The organism is Helicobacter suis HS1, assembly GCF_026000295.1.
Taxonomy (GTDB): Bacteria; Campylobacterota; Campylobacteria; order Campylobacterales; family Helicobacteraceae; genus Helicobacter; species Helicobacter suis.
Genome location: NZ_AP026769.1, coordinates 26976 through 43225, shown reverse-complemented (window position 1 = coordinate 43225; position 16250 = coordinate 26976). Strand labels below are relative to the sequence as shown.

Genomic DNA, 16250 nt, shown 5'->3' with positions numbered 1-16250 from the left:
TTCCTTATTTTGAATTTTATTTTAAATCAAGCTAGCGGGTTGTAGTATACAATAACTTTTTTAAAGCTTATGGAGGCATGCAATGGAAAAATCTGCAGAAAGGTCTGGGTTGTCTGTATGGTTAACCCCTACTCTTGTTTTTTCGCTCTTTTGTTGTGTTTTGGTGGTGATGGTGGTTTTTGCGTTTAGAGGTTCTGACTGCGCTTTTTCTGCTTCAGAAGGGTTTAAAAAATCATCTACAACCACTAAAGAGTTGCGCAAAGAATTAATAAAACGCATGATGTACATGCAGTAGCTGGTGTTTTAGCTTAATATTTTTCAAGTTTAGCCGATCTGGGGTTGAAATTTTGTAGAAAGGGTTTTCATGGTCAAGTCTGTAGGAAATAGTCCCTCTTTCACTCCCACTCACTTAAAAAGCAATGTTGTGCATGACTCCTCTTCTGCACAGGCTTCTAAATCAGAGGCACATGAAAACAACAAAGCAGAACAGATCAAAAAGGCAATTGAAGAGGGGAATTACAAGGTAGATACGGAAAAAACAGCCCATAAAGTGGCACAAAATTTGCTTGGCTAGGAAAATACCAAGCGCTTAAAAGTTTAAGGCGCTTTGGATAAATCTAGCCAAAGGGTCTTACATGCTTTATCACTATCTCCAGCAATCTTTAGAGGATCTCCAAACTCTTATCCAACTCACCACCCAAGACTTAGAGGATATTCATAAGGCTAACCACGAGGCCATTTTTGCGCGCAATGCCACTAAGAAAGAGCGCATCGCCTCCTTTGAAAATTGCAAAAATCTCTTTGATCAAGAGATGTTAAAGCTTATGCAAAAACATCCGGGCAAACCCTTAGCTGAGTTGCTAGATGAAAAAGGGAGCGCACTTTTAAAACAAATGCGGCAATGCCTTAATGAACTTAAAGAGATCAATGCAGATTATGCGCGCATTGTCTTTGCCGTTTCAGAGTTTTACTCCACTTTAATGCAACAAATCGTGCCCCATGAAAGTGTGGGTTATTACAACCAGCAAACCATCGCGAGTAGTTTTTTACAGGTACAGGCTTAAGGGAGTTTTTTATGGGCGGTATTCTTTCCTCGCTTAACACCTCTTATACCGGTTTACAAGCCCACCAAGTCATGGTAGATGTAACGGGTAATAACATTTCTAACGCTAACGATCCCTTCTACAGCCGCCAAAGAGTGATCGCCACACCCCAAAGTACGCTCATGTATACCAATCGCAACATGAACATGGGCGTTAATGTCCAAAGTATCCAGCGTGTGCACGATGATTTTGTCTTTGCTAGATACACCCGCGCTAACCAAGAACACGCCTTTTATAGTACCCAATTTGATAATTTGCGCGAGGTTTCTTCTTATTTTCCAGATATGGACGAGGTAGGGATTCATAAAGATTTAGAGGAGTATTTTAACGCGTGGAAAGATTTAGCCAAAAATGCCAAAGAACCCGCCCAAAAACAAGCACTTGTGCAAAAAACCAAAACCCTCACCCAGAATATCCACGATACCCGTGCGCGGGTGGTGGCTTTGCAAAAAAAGGCAAGCGCGGAGCTTGTTAGCACGATTAAAGAAGTCAACCGCTTAGGGTCTGAAATTGCTAATATCAACCGCCATTTAAAGGAAATGGAAGATCCAAAAATGCTCAAACAAGCTAATGAGCTTAGAGATAAACGCGATCAATTAGAATTCCAGTTAAAAGAGCTCATCGGGGGGAGTGTTTTTAAAAAGCATATCCAAACCAATTCTATGAATGATATTAAAGTAGCAGATTTTGACGATGGGTATGTGCTTAATGTAGCTAATGGGTTTAATATCGTAGATGGGGCTATTTTTCATCCTTTAGTGGTGGAGGAAAATAAAAACGAAAACCGGCTAGCTCAGGTGTATTTTAGGGGCGATGATTTTAAGGTGGTTAATATTACCGATCGCATCCAAGAGGGCAAAGTGGGGGCTTTAATGGGGATTTATAACGATGGCTCCCATGGCACCACTAAGGGCAAATTACAGGTTTATGTAGACACGCTAGATACTTTTGCTAAAGGTCTAATTGAGTCTACAAATGCCATTTACGCCCAGAGTGCTGCGCACAATATTGAGGGAAAAGTTATGGATTTTGAAGGCGATGAAGCCTTGAAAGATACCAACCATAATATTAAAGTGGGTAGTTTTGATCTCATCGCCTATAACACAGATGGGCAAATTATCGCTAAAAAAACTATCCAGATCACCCCCATTACCACCATGAACGATGTGATTGAGCAAATCAATGCAAATACTGATGATAACAACGATAACAACACCACAAATGATTTTGATGACTATTTTGTCGCCCATTATGATAACAAGACTAAGCAATTTACTATCCAGCCTAAAAACGCTTCTGAAGGGCTCTTTGTCTCTATTAAAGATCATGGGAGTAATATTACCGGAGCTTTAGGTCTTAACCCCTTTTTTGAGGGCAATAACGCTAGAGATATAAAAATCAACGAGGCTTACAGACGCGAACCCACCACTTTAAGACCTTGGCTAGCTCCTATTCAGGGTAACTTTGATGTGGCCAATATGATGCAACAACTCCAGTATGACAAGGTGGATTTTTACCAAAATAAGTTTAATGATAAACCCATGACTATAGAGGAGTACTATCAATTTGTGGTTGGCAAAATCCACACAGAAGCCGAGCATGCTAAAAATACACTAGATAGCAAAGAAGCGGTGTTGCATGTGGTTAAAAAAGAGCAAGAGGCTATTTCTGGAGTGAGTAGCGATGAGGAAATGGTCAATCTTATTAAATTTCAAAGTGGCTATGCGGCTAATGCTAAAGTCATTACTGCCATTGATCGCATGATTGAAACGTGTATTTTAGGGGCGATGATTTTAAGGTGGTTAATATTACCGATCGCATCCAAGAGAGCTTAAAAAGAAATGAATAAATTCCATGATTGGAAAAATTTTGCATTGCGCGCTAAAGCCCGCAAGCTTAGCTAAAACGATTAAGGCGCATGTGCTAAAGGTTTTGTGCTATAACAGCGCGCCCAAGCTTTAATGATTCTAATCAATCCGGCAAACTTAACGCGCGGGGGAGTATGTCAAAAACAGATTTTAGAGTGCCTGTGGGGGGTGGAAGAAACTAAAACATTTATGGGAGAGGCATAGGTAGAGAGTGTGAGGATAGAGAGATAAGTCTAAGAGTAAGATGAGGGAAAACAAAGAAAATCAATTTGATCTTAAGGCTGTGGGCTAGGCAAAAAAGGAGTATCAAAAGTTTAACATTCCGGAAAAGTGCATAATAAGCACCGGTGGACATGTTTAAAATCTCTATTTTTAGTGTACGAGCGATTTTTAGAAAAAACGCTTCTGAAGGGCTCTTTGTCTCTATTAAAGATCATGGGAGTAATATTACCGGAGCTTTAGGTCTTAACCCCTTTTTTGAGGGCAATAACGCTAGAGATATAAAAATCATTTTTAATCAATCCCAAATAAAAGGTAGCCCATTTCCCAAAATCTTACCGTCCAAGCTAATACGCCATTCATTAGTTATACAAGGCATAGTTTCTATAGAGGAATTGTAACGATTGCTAAGATAATGGAAGCGCTGGTTAGTTGAACCCACCCAGTTTCTGCGCGTTTCAATTTTACTACTCTCAAATTCTCCGTCTACTAGGACATCTGTAGATTTTAAAAGAGCACTACTGCCTTTAAACTTTTGATCTTGTAGCTCCTCTAGTAAGTATCCTGAAAACACCATAACAGATAACCCTAAATGTTGGCAAAAGCTTGCAATATGGGCTAAAGCGCCCGCTTGTAAAAAAGGCTCACCTCCTAAAAAAGTAATGCCCTCAAGGTCTTTATGCAAGGCATAGATGTGTTGGATTTGTTCTTGAAGTTCATTTACAGACACTAACCGAGCCGGTTTAATAGGAAGTAGATGTGCATTACAACACCCCTTGCAGCGCTTCAAGCAGCCCTGTACCCAAAGAGCTATGCGTAAACCCGGACCTTCTGCTTGGGTGGCATCTATCATATTGGCTAAGTTGATCCATTCCATAGCTAAAGCAAATCAAAATCAAAAGCTTTGCCGGCTTGTACCACTTGGATAACGCGCCCCATTAAAGCCTTTTTATCTGTGGCATGGATAAATAAAAACTCTGCTAAAGGATCCATAAGATGTTTAGTCAAAATATTTAAAACCCCCCTCCCTCCATGTCTAATATTTACAAAGCCACACAAAGTATCTAATGCTTTATCTTGATCTGCAAATTTAAATTCCTTAATCCCCCATTTTTTTTTCGAGTGCTCCACTAAGGGATTGAGCTTAATGCGGATAATATCTTTGATAATACCAGTGTCTTGGATAAAATTAAAAGGAATGATATTAGCCTCCCCAATGCGCCCTAATAATTCAGGGCGTTTAAGCACCTCAACAAAATGCTTTTGTACCATTCTTTTAAATTCCTCTTGAATGTTACTATTCATATCGCTATTCATATCCATATCCATTTTGGCCGCTATTTCAGCCGCTCCAATATTAGAGGTAAAAACTATAAAGGTATCTACAAACTGCACAGTCTGCCCCTTTCCATCTGTTAGTCTCCCATCTTCTAAGATTTGTAAAAATTTATCTAAGATTCTAGGGTGTGCCTTTTCAATCTCATCAAATAAGAGCAAACAAAAGGGCTTTTTTTGCACAGCATTTGTCAACTGCCCTCCCTCTTCAAAACCCACATACCCGGAGGCGCACCCAACAAGCGTTGATCGGCATGTTCGTGGTTAAATTCTGACATGTCAAAGCGAATACACGCCTCTTCTTCTCCAAACAAAAATTCTGCTAAAGAGCGCGCTAATTCTGTCTTCCCCACCCCAGTAGGCCCTACTAAAAATAAAACCCCCTTAGGGCTTTTTGCCTTGCTAGAATGTTGCAAACCAGATAAACCCGTATAAGCCCGTTTTAAAATCTTCTCCACCGCATCAATGGCATGATCTTGTCCTTTAAGGCGTTTTTGCAAAGTAGTTTTAACCTCTTGTAAGCGTTTGTGATCTAGTTTTTCCCAAGGAGAGTCTTTTTTCCCAAATTTATACAGAGAAATTAAAGCCCGCACACTCAATATCTCCTTTTGCTGGCTACTTAGATAGGCTAAATTTTGAATATCTTTTAAACTTAATCCATCGCTTTGTACGCCAAACTCAACCAAATCAGCGCTATTTGGCTCTAAATCTTGCTGGACTTTAAACACGGTTTTGTTAGCTAAAATGGCTTCTTCTCTTTCTTTAGCACTAGGATAGGGTATGGGGACTTGTGCAATAGCAGCGTTGTTTAGATACAGCGAAGGGGGGAGCACATTTTGCGTGGGCATAATAAACACTAAAAGATGTTGAGACCGCGCCTTTTGTGCGTCTCTAAGAGAAGTACCTATAGTTTGTAAAAGTCTTCTTTCCTGAGCAGTTAATGCATTAGCAGGACCAAAAAGATAGTTTGACCAATCTATCACAAAGGCTATTTTCTGATTCTGTTTTTCAGAAGTTAAAGTTTTAGCCACCACTTCAAAAAATTCTTCTTCAGGTACTTTTATTGCAGTGGGGTTAGTTTGTTTTTATTGTTGATCCCCTATATCATATGCTTCCTCGCTAGGACTGCGCGTGCCTTTAATCTGCTCCCATGTCTTTAAATCAATGCCTTGTATGCCTAAAGCTAAGCTATAAAACACCACATGTACAAAACCCTGTGAGGAACTCCATTCGTGCAAATGTAAAAGAGCATCTTCTAAAACCTTATTAAAGGGCATTAATTTAGCATGCCTTGAAAATTGCAAGTCCAGAGTGTTCCCACTTATAATTAAGCCAGAATACACTAGCGCCTTTGTGCCAAATTCCTCTAGCCAATTATTTAGCATCCCTAACCCCTAGTTTGGTTTTGAGTTGGATTTAAGGGGCGTGCTTCCTTGTCTAAATCATCAGGATTTTCCCAAATAACCCTTTCCTCAGACAAATCCACACCATATACTTGACTAAGCTGAGGCAATACCTTATCCATATCTGCCTTGCATGTCTTGCCCTCATAGTGATCAAAACGATAATTGAGTACGCCATCTAAAGAAATCTTAAAATTAGCTTGGTTGCCATTAGGGCGGTTTGCGCGTACGATTACGATGTCTTTTTCTTTATCTAAGCTAGGTTCTTGCACCACAAACCCCGCCTGTTTTAAAGAGGCATAGACCGCTTTTACCATTTCTTTACGCACGGCCTCATCTTCTGCACGCTTAGCCTGAGCTTGTTCTATAGCTTGTACCTCTTTTTGCAAATCTGCTAGATTCAGAAGTTTTGCATGCTCGGGCAATTGTGGGTAGCGCTTTAATAAATCTTGTTTGTATGTTTGTTCTAGCTCTTGCTGTTCTTTAGCCTGCTGCTCTTGTATGCTAGCAACAAACTTAGCCTCTAGGGCTAAAACTTGGGATTTAAGATCTTGTAGCGTGTAATTTTGTGGATTTTCAAAGATATTTGCATGCAAGTTAGAGAGTTCCTCTAGGGCTAGATTGCGAGCAGATTTATTTTGCCAAGATTGTAACGCCTCTTGCCATGCCACACCCAAAGCCTGCAAATGTGCCCGTCTTTGTGCTTCTTTTTCTATTTCCTCTTGGCGTTTCTTTTCAACTTGGCGTTTTTTGCATAACTGGGGTAGGTTATTAACCTGATTGGTTAACTGCGCGCTTAATCGTTCAGCTAAAAGAGGATCGTCTTTAGACATGTCCTCAATCTGGCTCATTTGTCCTTGGATATTTTCAAATTCTGCTGTGGCGTATTGTTCTAAACCCTGATTTTTAAGAGAATCAAGCGTGTCTTGAAATCGCTTTAAATGAGCAGAAATAGTATCTCTTGCTTCCTTCTCACGGCGTTTCCTTTCAAACTCTTCAACTTGGCGCTTTCTACATAGTTGAGGTAATTCATTGACCTGATAGGCTAATTGCTTGCTTGACTGTTCAGTCCCAAAAAGATCGTATCCAGACTCAGCCTCAATCTGGCTCATTTGTTTTTGGATATTTTCAAATTCTGCTGTGGCATATTTTTCTAAGTCTTGATTTTTAAGAGAATTAAGAGTGTTTTGAAAACTCCTTAAGTTAGTAGAGATAGCCTCCCTTGCCCTCCTTTCATTTTCTCTTCTTTGTTGCTCTCTTAATTCCCTTTCTCTTTCTATCCGTAATCGGTATTCTGTTTCAGTTTCGTGGCTCATTTTTTTCCTTTCTTTTTGTTTTTATGTTTGTTATTCTTGTGTGTGGAGCTTTCAATCGCCTCCACTTTTAAACCAAATCGGTGCGCGTTAGAGGTTAAATTTTCATTATTGCTATAAATCACAACATCATTTAGGCAATAATAATACGCGCAGGCTAGTATTTGATCTGTCTTGCTATAGTCTTTATTGCCAAACATGTGCTGTAATAGGAACGATCTAGGAGAGACTTCTTGTAAAGAGAGTGCACCTTGTGGTAATTCTAATTCTTGCATGCTAGCTCTTAGTAATACCCTCCCCTGTGTCTTATTTTTAATCTCTTTGACTCGCACCTGTTTTAAAAGATCGAGATCCAATAAAGCGTATTTTTCTTGGGTGGGCTCTTTAAAATTTTGATCAATCTTATTTTTATAATCTTGTAATTGCTGGAGTAAGCCCTGAAAATTTTGGTGAAAGCAGCTTTGCAAAAGTTCTTTAAACTCATTAATACCTCGCTCTATCTTTTGGAGTGTCTCTAAAGAGACTTTGCTCTCTTTTAAAAGGCGTTGGAGTGCGCGGTAGTTTTTAATGCCCGGAGCTTGTATATTTGCAAATACTTGGTTAGGGTCTTTTTGCATGGATTGTTCAATGAGTTTTTCTACAAAATGCTTAGAAAGTTTTGTCAAAACAATATCCTCACCAACTAATTTTCTAGCCCTTTTTAAATCTTCAGAATTATCAAGTGGGGGTAAGTGTTCTAGCCATGCTTTTGTACACATCTCTTGTTTCCAAGTTTGCTTGATTTTTTCGCATAACTCCATGCATTCTTGCAAACTAATTTCAGGCCTAGTGCAATGTGCCGCAAACACATAGACATCAAGATTATAAACACACAACAGACCCAGCCAAAAGCCCTGCCAGTCCCAGTTTCTAGCCATGATGATATAACGAGGGGTGTAATAACGGCTATTGTTGTAGTAATAGGGCATGTTTGCATATAAAATCTGCTCGGTTTTTTCTCTATCTTTGATTGCATACACGCAAAGACTACCCTCAGAATCTTTAGAGTTAGTGGCTGGGAGTTTTAGATGTTGGCCTTGTAAAGAAGGGGTTTGTATAGAAGCATCGTAATGGATAGTGGGAATATTTTTTGATACTGAATATGGAGATTCTCCCCAAATAAGGGCTAATTTAGCATATGATGGGACTTGGAGGGCTATTTGGCCTGTTCTCACCACCTCCGACCATTTTAAATCTAGATTCTTCGCATTTTCATCTCTAGGAGGTAAGAAAGAACGCACAAGTTCTTGGTACACCACCTCCTTATCTAACCGTTCTAACCATGCGTCAAAATCTTTAGGATCTGTATGGATAGTGAGACTATCATTATTATCTATTTCTAATTCTAGTGTTAAAGGGCAAAATCGCTGAGATGCTGCCTCATAGTGTTTATAATGTGAAAGCAGCTTTGCAAAAGTTCTTTAAACTCATTAATACCTCGCTCTATCTTTTGGAGTGTCTCTAAAGAGACTTTGCTCTCTTTTAAAAGGCGTTGGATCCTTAAGCACCACAGAGCGGTACCCAATCTCTTCTCCCCATGCCTCCTCTTTTTGTGAACACATCTTATTTTCACTAGCGTAGTCTATAAAGAATGTAAACTCCTCGTTTTTCTCTCTACTTAGCGTTTTCTTTTCCTTAAAAAACTCCTGCCCTGCCTTATTTAATCAAATAGCAGTAAGTGTTCTAGCCATCTTTTATAGACATCTCTTATGTCCAAGTTTGCTTGATTTTTTCGCATAACTCCATGCATTCTTAAGGATTGTAGGCGGCGCGCGTTATGCGGGGGTAGTATTTGCTAGTATCCACACCACCTCTGCCAACTCCTTTAGAGTGTATGGAAGTTGCTCAGATGCCACCTCTAAGATCAAACTTTCAAAGGCGGTAACTGGCCGCCTTTTTCTATAGCTTAGTTTTAAATCATAAACGCCAATGGGATAGACAATTTCTTCTTTAAGAATAGTGGTACTCATTTAGAATCCTTCAAAATAACCTCCAGAGATTTTTGGTATTCCTCCATAGAACATGTGCTAGATTCTGGAAACCCAAATTCTAAATCTTGTATAGTTTCTCTATAGACTTTAACTTTTTCTTTATTAGAGAGATACACTTCTTGTTCTTTAAAAACTTTCATGTTGCCAAATACCATGAGTAAATTTTGCGCCCTAGACCACGCCACATTGACAAATTCATATCTAGCAGTGTTGGCATGTTGACTTTTTTTAGTCCTAGTAGCCACCATACTCACTAAGATAATGGGTTTTTCCTTCCCTTGATAGCGAATCACTGTATTCACATCTACATTTAAGGCCTTGAAATTTTCAAAACTCCCCATTTCCTTTCTGATTTTCTCTTTAATGCGTCTAACCTGTGCTTGGTAAAAACTCACCACCCCCACCTGTACTTTTTCTTTCTTTGCCCTAGTTGTAAATCCATAGCTTTAAGAGTTTTGGCAATCAAACTAGCTTCTTGTTGGTTGTAATTATCCTTTGTTTGGATTTCTGTAGTGGTGTCTATCCACAGACAATGAGTTTCTGGTGTTAGAAACTTCCCTAATTGCAAACCATGAGATCTATCTTTATCAGGATTAGCACAGATTAAAGGCTCTTTATAAAAACGATTCACCATTCTCATAATTCTTGGATGCATGCGGTACTGCTCTGTTAACTGTTCCTTGATCATCTCAGGTGCTTGTTCAAATAATTCTTTAAACAAAGTAGCGCTCACCATTTTTCTAAATCTAAAAGATTGATCTTGATTGAGCATGCTCTCCTCGCCCATTTCTTGTAATTCTTTAATCAATTCCTCTTCATAGGTGTATATATCCTCTCCAAAAGTAGGCGGGAGCTGGCGGTGATCTCCAATCAAAATTGCTTTTCTAGCCCGCATTAAAGGCATTAATAATTCTAAAGGGGTGCATTTAGACATCTCATCAATGATCACCACATCAAAATAGCCCCAGTGTTGATCAAGTTGTTGGCTACCACTATTAGATGTGATAGCCACAACATTACAACAAGGTTTAAAAATGTCCTCTATTTCCTTATAATCACCTGCAACAAAACTTTCATCTAGTACCCGTACCCATTTTTCAAAAAGTCTTTGGTGTTTTCCAAACTCCTCTTTATGCTCTGTTAGTTTAGCTTTGATCTCTTGGTTAGCTTGTTGAGCCTGTTTTATGCCCTCATCTAAGCTAAGCTCAGAATTTTCAAGATTTAAGAGTTCTTGGAGTTTTTGTAAACATTCTGTAGTTTGTTTCTCCCTTTGCTCTTTAAATTTTAGCTGGACTTGTTGTTGCTCTTGTAAAACTTGGATTTCTTGTTGGAGTGAGTTGTTGTATAGCGGTTTTTCTGGAATAGGCCTAGTCTGTATTTCCTGTATCACAGCTTTTATACAGTCTTGAATCTTAGAATTACTCTCTGAAAGATGTTTTAGCCTTCGTTGTAGCAAATCTGCCAAGTTTCTAGCTTGTAAGATATTTTCAATAGGGGCACACACATTTTCATGATCTGTAAATATTTCATAACATGCATGGTTTAAAGCAGTGTGTTTATTTTTAAGTTCTGTTCTTTGATTGCGCAATTCCCTCCACCTTTGATTTAAATCTTCCCCAGCCTCCATTGCCTGCTCTACTTGTTTGAGTTCTTGTTCGATCTGATCTATTTGGACTTTAGCCTGTGTATCTTGTAAATTTTCTGCTTGTAATTGCAATAAAAACAACACATCTTTTTGAATCTGATCTTGAAATTTTAAAAGTTGTTAGTAATTCTGGTATAAAGATTTTAATACATGGATTTTATTCCCATGACTAGAGCGATCAAAGTCAAAAGAATCAAAAGGCCGCTTCAAAGCACACCCTTCATGTAAATCCAACAAATGCCTTACAAAATTTTCTACACTAGAAGGCAGGCTTTCCATATCCATAATATCTGAACATCTTGCATGTAAAAAATCTTGTAAAGACTGCCATGCTTTTATTAGTTCTAACTCTTTTCTGTAGTCTTCTAAGGCCACTTCATAGGCCTGTAACTCTTTATCTCTTATAGCCTTTTTCTCTGATATTTCTGTATCAAGGGTGTTAAGCTTAGTAGCTGTAGATTCTAAATGCTCTTGGATATAGCCCATGTCTTTTAGCCACTCCTCTAAAATATCTATTTGCTCTTGCATTTCTCGAGGGGAGTTTAGAATTTCTTGGGCATAACCTTTTGAAGCACTGTAATAGCGCCTAAGAGCATCTTCTTCAGCATAGGGGCTATCTTTGATTCGTTGCTTGTCTTTTTTAAACGAATCACCTTAAGGCTTAGATGATTAGGGAGGCGCTCTAGCGCATTATCAATTGCTTCATGGGATTGGCTAGATAAAAGCACGCTCTGGCCTCTTTGTACAAACTGTAAAATAGCCTCTGCAATCACGGTGGTTTTCCCTGTGCCCGGAGGCCCCTGGACTAAGGCAATATCTATAGCCCCCAACATCTTTTGTACCGCTAATCTTTGCTTTTTATTCAAATTTGTATTAAACCAAGTGTCTATAGACTCTAAGGTTTGAGGCTGGCGTGCGCGGCTAATATCAAATAAGAAATCTGCTAGATAGGGGTTAGCACAATTTTTATTGCTTACAAGGTCTTTATATACCCGCTTTTGTCGGTTTATTTGGGCTAATTCGCCTAACACCGACATTCCCCAAAACCCAACCCCAGGTACTTCTTTTTGTTCTTCTTCTAGCTCTATTTGGATTTCAAGAAATTTATAATCAGTAACTTCAACAGATCAGTATCTTCAACTTGCTGCTTCTTTTGTTTTTTCTGTGATAGATCAGATAGATAGCCCCGCAACCACTCAGCATATTTTTCAATTAGGTTTTGATTTCTAACCTCGTGATAACCTAAAAATCTATAGTTTTCTGGTTTTTTGTCTTTGTTATTTTTGTCTTTGTTATTTTTAAAATCGGGGTTAGGCTCAAAATCTACAGGGTGTAAAGACGCATCCAGTGGTACAATCTCACAATCTGCCCCTCTAAAACTAAGATACGATCGGATATACTCTAATTGCTTTCTGTATGAATCAGCTTCAATTACCAGTACGCACTTTAGCTCTGTTTCTCTGTTTCTCGTAAAAATCCTCGTTAAATACTAAAAATTTCTGCCTTGTGTGAAACTCAATGTATTCTTCCTCAAACTTTAAATAGTCCATCCATTCTGCTAATCTTTTAGATGTTTCTATCCCAAATTTTGGCAGTTGTTGTATCCATGCTGGATTAACAAGATTATTAGCGATACGCTGACGCTCCCCACTCTCAATTTTAATACATGCCACCTCTAATTCTTGTTCATACGCATTAGCATCACTAGATGTCAGACTCACTTCATTAGGATAAAAAACAGGAGAGGACGCACCATAGGGCAAAAACCGCCGTACTAACAAAGACATGCCCTTAGGTAGAACCTTAGAAAAAATGGGATGATTAGGGATACGCACCCCAAGAGTGATATTTTTCTCCTCATCTTCAATATCTTGAGCCAGTTTGTCCTCTAAGGACAAATTAGAGAAAAAACAATGGAGCGGAATATCTGCACGATTTAAGAAAAACGCCTGTAAAAAATACTCCACAACCTCTTGGCTACTTTCTTGGCTAAGAATTGGTGCAATTACACTATGATTTTTATAGGGGCTTAAAGTATCCTGCAAGGTTTTTTCAAACCACTCCATTCGTTTCTTTGCATTTTTAACTTCTTGTATCAATTTGGTAATAAAAGTTCTTTATTCCCGACGCCATAAACACACCTCGCAAAAAACACGGTCATTATAATACATTCAAAGCATGTTTTGTTAAACAAAAATAGACAATTAAAAGTCTTAAGGGTTATATTAGTTTTACTTTAGACTACAAAGCCCTAGTAAGCTAGTAGTCTAAATACGCGCTCAATGCAGGTTAAACAACTCAAAGAGTTATCTCTTTTGCATAAACACCTTAAGTCTTTCTAATCCCTGTTTAATTTGCTCTAAAGAGCACGCATAAGACATGCGCACAAACCCTTCCATTCCAAAGGCACTACCCGGTACAAATGCCACTCCCTGTTCCTCTAACAGTTGTTGGCAAAATTGCGTTGAATCCCCCGGAATTTTAATCCACAGATAAAAAGCCCCCTGTGGTTTGATTGTGGTTAAGCCCGGGATTTCACGCAGAGTTCCAAAGGCCACATCACGCCTCTCTTTAAAAGCTAGGCGCATGGTTTCTATATCTGCCTGTGCACACCCACTAAGAGCAGCTAGAGCAGCCCTTTGGGTAATGGAATTAATATTAGAAGTGCTATGGCTTTGCAGGGCTACCATGTGTTTAAGTAAAGTTTTATCTTTTGTACCCAAATACCCCACACGCCAACCTGTCATGCTAAAGGCTTTGCTTAAACCATTAATACTAATGGTGCGATCAAGCATGTTAGGCAAAGCCCCAAAAGAATAAAACACCCCCTCATAAACAAGTTTTTCATAAATCTCATCACTTAGCACCCAAACATTAGTTTTTTCTAAGACATTAGCTAAAGCCTGTAACTCCTCTTTGCTATAAATCATACCCGTAGGATTAGAAGGGCTAGAGAGAATGAGCATTTTAGTTTTAGGTGTGAGGGCTGTTTTGAGTTGCTCAGGGGTGATCTTAAAACTACTTTCTAAGCTAGTGGGTAAAAACACACTTTTACCCCCGCTATAATTCACAATCTCAGGATAGCTCACCCAGTAGGGCGCAGGAATGATCACCTCATCACCGGAGTTTAAAAGGGCTTGAATCGCATTAAACAAGCATTGTTTAGCCCCATTGCTTACCATGACCTCATCGGGTGCATACTCAAGGCCATTTTCTTGTTTAAATTTATGCGAAATAGCCTTGAGTAACTCTGGAACACCTTTTACAGCGGTGTACTTACTAAAACCCTGTTCAATGGCCTTAATCGCGGCCTCTTTGATAGAATTAGGCGTATCAAAGTCAGGTTCTCCAGCGCTAAAACTCAAAACATCTTTACCCTGTGCCTTGAGCTCTTGGGCGAGGGTGCTAATAGCGATAGTTTTAGAGGGGGCAAGGTTTTCTACTTTAGAGGCATACATTGGCTACTCCTTTTGGCTTTCTAAATATTTGGTGTGGATTTGGTTACGCCTAAAATCGGGGTTTTCTAACATAGAAAGGTGAAAATCGCGCGTGGTTTTAATCCCCTCTACAAGAAACTCTTTAAGCGCGCGTTTCATTTTAATAATAGCTTGATCTCTACTAGGTGCATGCACGATAAGCTTGCCAATCATGGAATCATAAAAGGGCGGGACAACATAGCCGGCATAAGCATGCGTATCAAAGCGCACCCCCATTCCTCCGGGGGAAATCCACGCATTGATTTTGCCCGCATTAGGTGTAAAGGTCTTAGGATCTTCAGCTGTAATACGGCACTCAATGGCATGCCCAGTACACTTAATACTCTCTTGAGAGGGGAGTTTTTCGCCTTGTGCAATTTTTATCATCCACTCTACCAAATCTAAACCACTCACCATTTCACTTACCGTATGCTCCACCTGCAAACGGGTATTCATCTCCATAAAATAAAAATCTACCCCATTAGCATCAAGCAAAAACTCAAAAGTCCCCGCTCCCACATAGCCAATATGCTTAGCCGCTTTAATGGCAGTGGCGAGTAATTTTTCTCTCACCTCCTCTTTAAGCGCCAAAGCAGGGGTTTCCTCAATGAGTTTTTGTTGCCGCCGTTGGGTTGAACAATCCCGCTCACCGACATGAACCACATTGCCATGTTTGTCGGCTAAAATTTGTACTTCAATGTGTTTAGGATTTTGGATAAATTTTTCAATATACACACTCCCATCTCCAAAGGCACTTAAAGCCTCTGTTTCGGCGGCTAGATAAAGATTTTTAAGTAAGGCTGGATCGCTCACCACACGCATTCCCCTACCCCCGCCCCCATTGGCTGCTTTAATGATAATAGGAAAGCCAATACGCTTGGCCACCTCTAAAGCTTGATCGTAACTTTTTAAAATGCCCTCAGAGCCCTCAACCACCGGCACCCCCACCTCTTGCATGCAAGTTTTAGCTTTAGATTTATCCCCCATTAAGGCCATTACCTGCGCACTAGGGCCGATAAATTCTAAGCCATGATGAGAACAAATTTCTACAAAATTTTGATTTTCACTCAAAAACCCATAGCCCGGAAAAATTGCGTCTGCTTCAAAGAGTTCAGCAGCGCTAATAATGGCTGGGATATTTAAATAACTTTGTGCTGATTTTGGCCCCCCGATACAAACCTTAGCATCGGCAACATTAAGATAATGGGCGTCTTTATCCGCACTTGAATAAATCGCGATGGATTGTTTGCCCATTTGTGCGATAGTTTGAATAGCCCTTAGCGCGATCTCCCCTCTATTTGCTATGAGGATGCGTTCTATATTTTTCATCTTAGAGTTTTTCAATTTTAACAAGCTGGGTGCCATATTCTACGGCTGTCGCATCTTCTACTTCAATAGAGAGGATTTTACAATCACACTCCGCTTCAATTTCATTCATGATCTTCATTGCCTCCACAATACCAATAATTTGCCCTTTTTTAATGCTATCGCCCACTTGTACATAAGGGCTAGCCGTAGGGGAGGGGCGGTGATAAAAAGTACCTACCATAGGCGAGAGAATGTAATCTTCTTTGGTGTTTTCTTTGGCGCTACTACTCACACTTGCTGCCCCTGCTACACTATTTAAAGAACAGGCGCTAGCGGTGGGGGTTTGGATGGGTAAATGATCAGAAACAACCACCCCCTTTTTAGTAGAAACCTTATTTAACACGAGTTCTACATTCTCCATTTTGAGTTTAAAATAGCTGATATTACTTTGATCAAAAGCAACCATTAGACCTTGTATGTCGGTTGGATTCATAGCAATCCTTAAAAATTAAAGTTTGGAATTTGGATTATGATAACATGTTTAATTGTT

Annotated in this window: 17 protein-coding genes and 1 pseudogene; 3 read left to right on the top strand and 15 right to left on the bottom strand. The window is 39.4% G+C overall.

What is annotated here, in order from left to right:
- Positions 1-60: 60 nt before the first annotated feature.
- The gene (locus tag OO773_RS00240; RefSeq protein ID WP_141556974.1) at positions 61-279 is read right to left on the bottom strand and encodes a hypothetical protein; all 219 of its coding nucleotides are present in this window, start codon (positions 277-279) and stop codon (positions 61-63) included.
- An 85-nt stretch (positions 280-364) separates the two neighbouring features.
- Between OO773_RS00240 and OO773_RS00235 the strand changes: the two genes are divergently transcribed.
- The 3 genes from OO773_RS00235 (at position 365) to flgK (ending at position 2938) form a co-directional block, all read left to right on the top strand.
- Complete coding sequence (locus OO773_RS00235) at positions 365-574, top strand: flagellar biosynthesis anti-sigma factor FlgM (RefSeq protein ID WP_006564187.1); 210 nt, start codon at positions 365-367, stop codon at positions 572-574.
- Positions 575-635: 61 nt separating this feature from the next.
- Complete coding sequence (locus OO773_RS00230; protein ID WP_006564186.1) at positions 636-1064, top strand: hypothetical protein; 429 nt, start codon at positions 636-638, stop codon at positions 1062-1064.
- Positions 1065-1075: 11 nt separating this feature from the next.
- Entirely contained in the window at positions 1076-2938 is a 1863-nt protein-coding gene (flgK, locus tag OO773_RS00225; protein WP_264828574.1) for a flagellar hook-associated protein FlgK, read from the top strand.
- Between the two features lie 550 nt (positions 2939-3488).
- On the opposite strand, the gene OO773_RS00220 is transcribed toward flgK, so the two are convergent.
- From OO773_RS00220 to accB, 14 genes and pseudogenes are all read right to left on the bottom strand, one after another.
- Positions 3489-4067, bottom strand: a complete 579-nt coding sequence (locus OO773_RS00220; protein ID WP_006564184.1) for a 4Fe-4S single cluster domain-containing protein — start codon at positions 4065-4067, stop codon at positions 3489-3491.
- Positions 4068-4069: 2 nt separating this feature from the next.
- Positions 4070-5373: pseudogene (locus tag OO773_RS00215) on the bottom strand (AAA family ATPase).
- A gap of 237 nt (positions 5374-5610) precedes the next feature.
- Positions 5611-5910: a hypothetical protein gene (locus OO773_RS00210; protein ID WP_034376662.1), complete on the bottom strand. Its 300-nt coding sequence runs from the start codon at positions 5908-5910 to the stop codon at positions 5611-5613.
- A 2-nt stretch (positions 5911-5912) separates the two neighbouring features.
- Entirely contained in the window at positions 5913-7244 is a 1332-nt protein-coding gene (locus tag OO773_RS00205) for a hypothetical protein (RefSeq protein WP_006564182.1), read from the bottom strand.
- Complete coding sequence (locus OO773_RS00200) at positions 7241-8536, bottom strand: hypothetical protein (protein ID WP_264828573.1); 1296 nt, start codon at positions 8534-8536, stop codon at positions 7241-7243. Before OO773_RS00200 ends, OO773_RS00205 begins: the two co-directional genes overlap by 4 nt.
- 519 nt (positions 8537-9055) lie before the next feature.
- Complete coding sequence (locus tag OO773_RS00195) at positions 9056-9250, bottom strand: hypothetical protein (protein ID WP_034376659.1); 195 nt, start codon at positions 9248-9250, stop codon at positions 9056-9058.
- Positions 9247-9666, bottom strand: coding sequence for an AAA domain-containing protein (locus tag OO773_RS00190; RefSeq protein ID WP_264828572.1), 420 nt, complete (start codon positions 9664-9666; stop codon positions 9247-9249). The genes OO773_RS00195 and OO773_RS00190 overlap by 4 nt, the downstream gene beginning before the upstream one ends.
- On the bottom strand, positions 9663-10997 hold the full coding sequence (locus tag OO773_RS00185) for an AAA domain-containing protein (protein ID WP_264828571.1): 1335 nt from the start codon (positions 10995-10997) through the stop codon (positions 9663-9665). The genes OO773_RS00190 and OO773_RS00185 overlap by 4 nt, the downstream gene beginning before the upstream one ends.
- Positions 10998-11036: 39 nt before the next feature.
- Positions 11037-11444, bottom strand: a complete 408-nt coding sequence (locus OO773_RS00180) for a hypothetical protein (RefSeq protein WP_040499147.1) — start codon at positions 11442-11444, stop codon at positions 11037-11039.
- A gap of 14 nt (positions 11445-11458) precedes the next feature.
- Positions 11459-11953 carry an AAA domain-containing protein gene (locus tag OO773_RS00175; RefSeq protein WP_080552442.1) on the bottom strand — a complete coding sequence of 165 codons (495 nt, stop codon included), beginning with the start codon at positions 11951-11953 and terminating at the stop codon, positions 11459-11461.
- 390 nt (positions 11954-12343) lie between these two features.
- Positions 12344-12982 (bottom strand): hypothetical protein, encoded by a 639-nt coding sequence (locus tag OO773_RS00170; RefSeq protein WP_040499146.1) that lies wholly within the window; start codon positions 12980-12982, stop codon positions 12344-12346.
- A gap of 240 nt (positions 12983-13222) precedes the next feature.
- Positions 13223-14374 (bottom strand): pyridoxal phosphate-dependent aminotransferase, encoded by a 1152-nt coding sequence (locus OO773_RS00165; RefSeq protein WP_006564181.1) that lies wholly within the window; start codon positions 14372-14374, stop codon positions 13223-13225.
- 3 nt (positions 14375-14377) lie between these two features.
- Positions 14378-15721, bottom strand: a complete 1344-nt coding sequence (locus OO773_RS00160) for an acetyl-CoA carboxylase biotin carboxylase subunit (RefSeq protein WP_006564180.1) — start codon at positions 15719-15721, stop codon at positions 14378-14380.
- A 1-nt stretch (position 15722) separates the two neighbouring features.
- Complete coding sequence (gene accB / locus OO773_RS00155) at positions 15723-16193, bottom strand: acetyl-CoA carboxylase biotin carboxyl carrier protein (protein WP_006565257.1); 471 nt, start codon at positions 16191-16193, stop codon at positions 15723-15725.
- Between the last annotated feature and the right edge of the window lie 57 nt (positions 16194-16250).

Coding starts and splice junctions, on each gene's coding strand:
- OO773_RS00165 (WP_006564181.1), bottom strand. CDS start 14,374: ATGTATGCCTCTAAAGTAGAAAACCTTGCCCCCTCTAAAACTATCGCT.
- OO773_RS00195 (WP_034376659.1), bottom strand. CDS start 9,250: ATGAGTACCACTATTCTTAAAGAAGAAATTGTCTATCCCATTGGCGTT.
- OO773_RS00205 (WP_006564182.1), bottom strand. CDS start 7,244: ATGAGCCACGAAACTGAAACAGAATACCGATTACGGATAGAAAGAGAA.
- OO773_RS00240 (WP_141556974.1), bottom strand. CDS start 279: ATGCGTTTTATTAATTCTTTGCGCAACTCTTTAGTGGTTGTAGATGAT.
- OO773_RS00230 (WP_006564186.1), top strand. CDS start 636: ATGCTTTATCACTATCTCCAGCAATCTTTAGAGGATCTCCAAACTCTT.
- accB (WP_006565257.1), bottom strand. CDS start 16,193: ATGAATCCAACCGACATACAAGGTCTAATGGTTGCTTTTGATCAAAGT.
- OO773_RS00170 (WP_040499146.1), bottom strand. CDS start 12,982: ATGGAGTGGTTTGAAAAAACCTTGCAGGATACTTTAAGCCCCTATAAA.
- OO773_RS00220 (WP_006564184.1), bottom strand. CDS start 4,067: ATGGAATGGATCAACTTAGCCAATATGATAGATGCCACCCAAGCAGAA.
- OO773_RS00235 (WP_006564187.1), top strand. CDS start 365: ATGGTCAAGTCTGTAGGAAATAGTCCCTCTTTCACTCCCACTCACTTA.
- OO773_RS00180 (WP_040499147.1), bottom strand. CDS start 11,444: ATGCAAGAGCAAATAGATATTTTAGAGGAGTGGCTAAAAGACATGGGC.
- OO773_RS00210 (WP_034376662.1), bottom strand. CDS start 5,910: ATGCTAAATAATTGGCTAGAGGAATTTGGCACAAAGGCGCTAGTGTAT.
- OO773_RS00175 (WP_080552442.1), bottom strand. CDS start 11,953: ATGTCGGTGTTAGGCGAATTAGCCCAAATAAACCGACAAAAGCGGGTA.
- flgK (WP_264828574.1), top strand. CDS start 1,076: ATGGGCGGTATTCTTTCCTCGCTTAACACCTCTTATACCGGTTTACAA.
- OO773_RS00160 (WP_006564180.1), bottom strand. CDS start 15,721: ATGAAAAATATAGAACGCATCCTCATAGCAAATAGAGGGGAGATCGCG.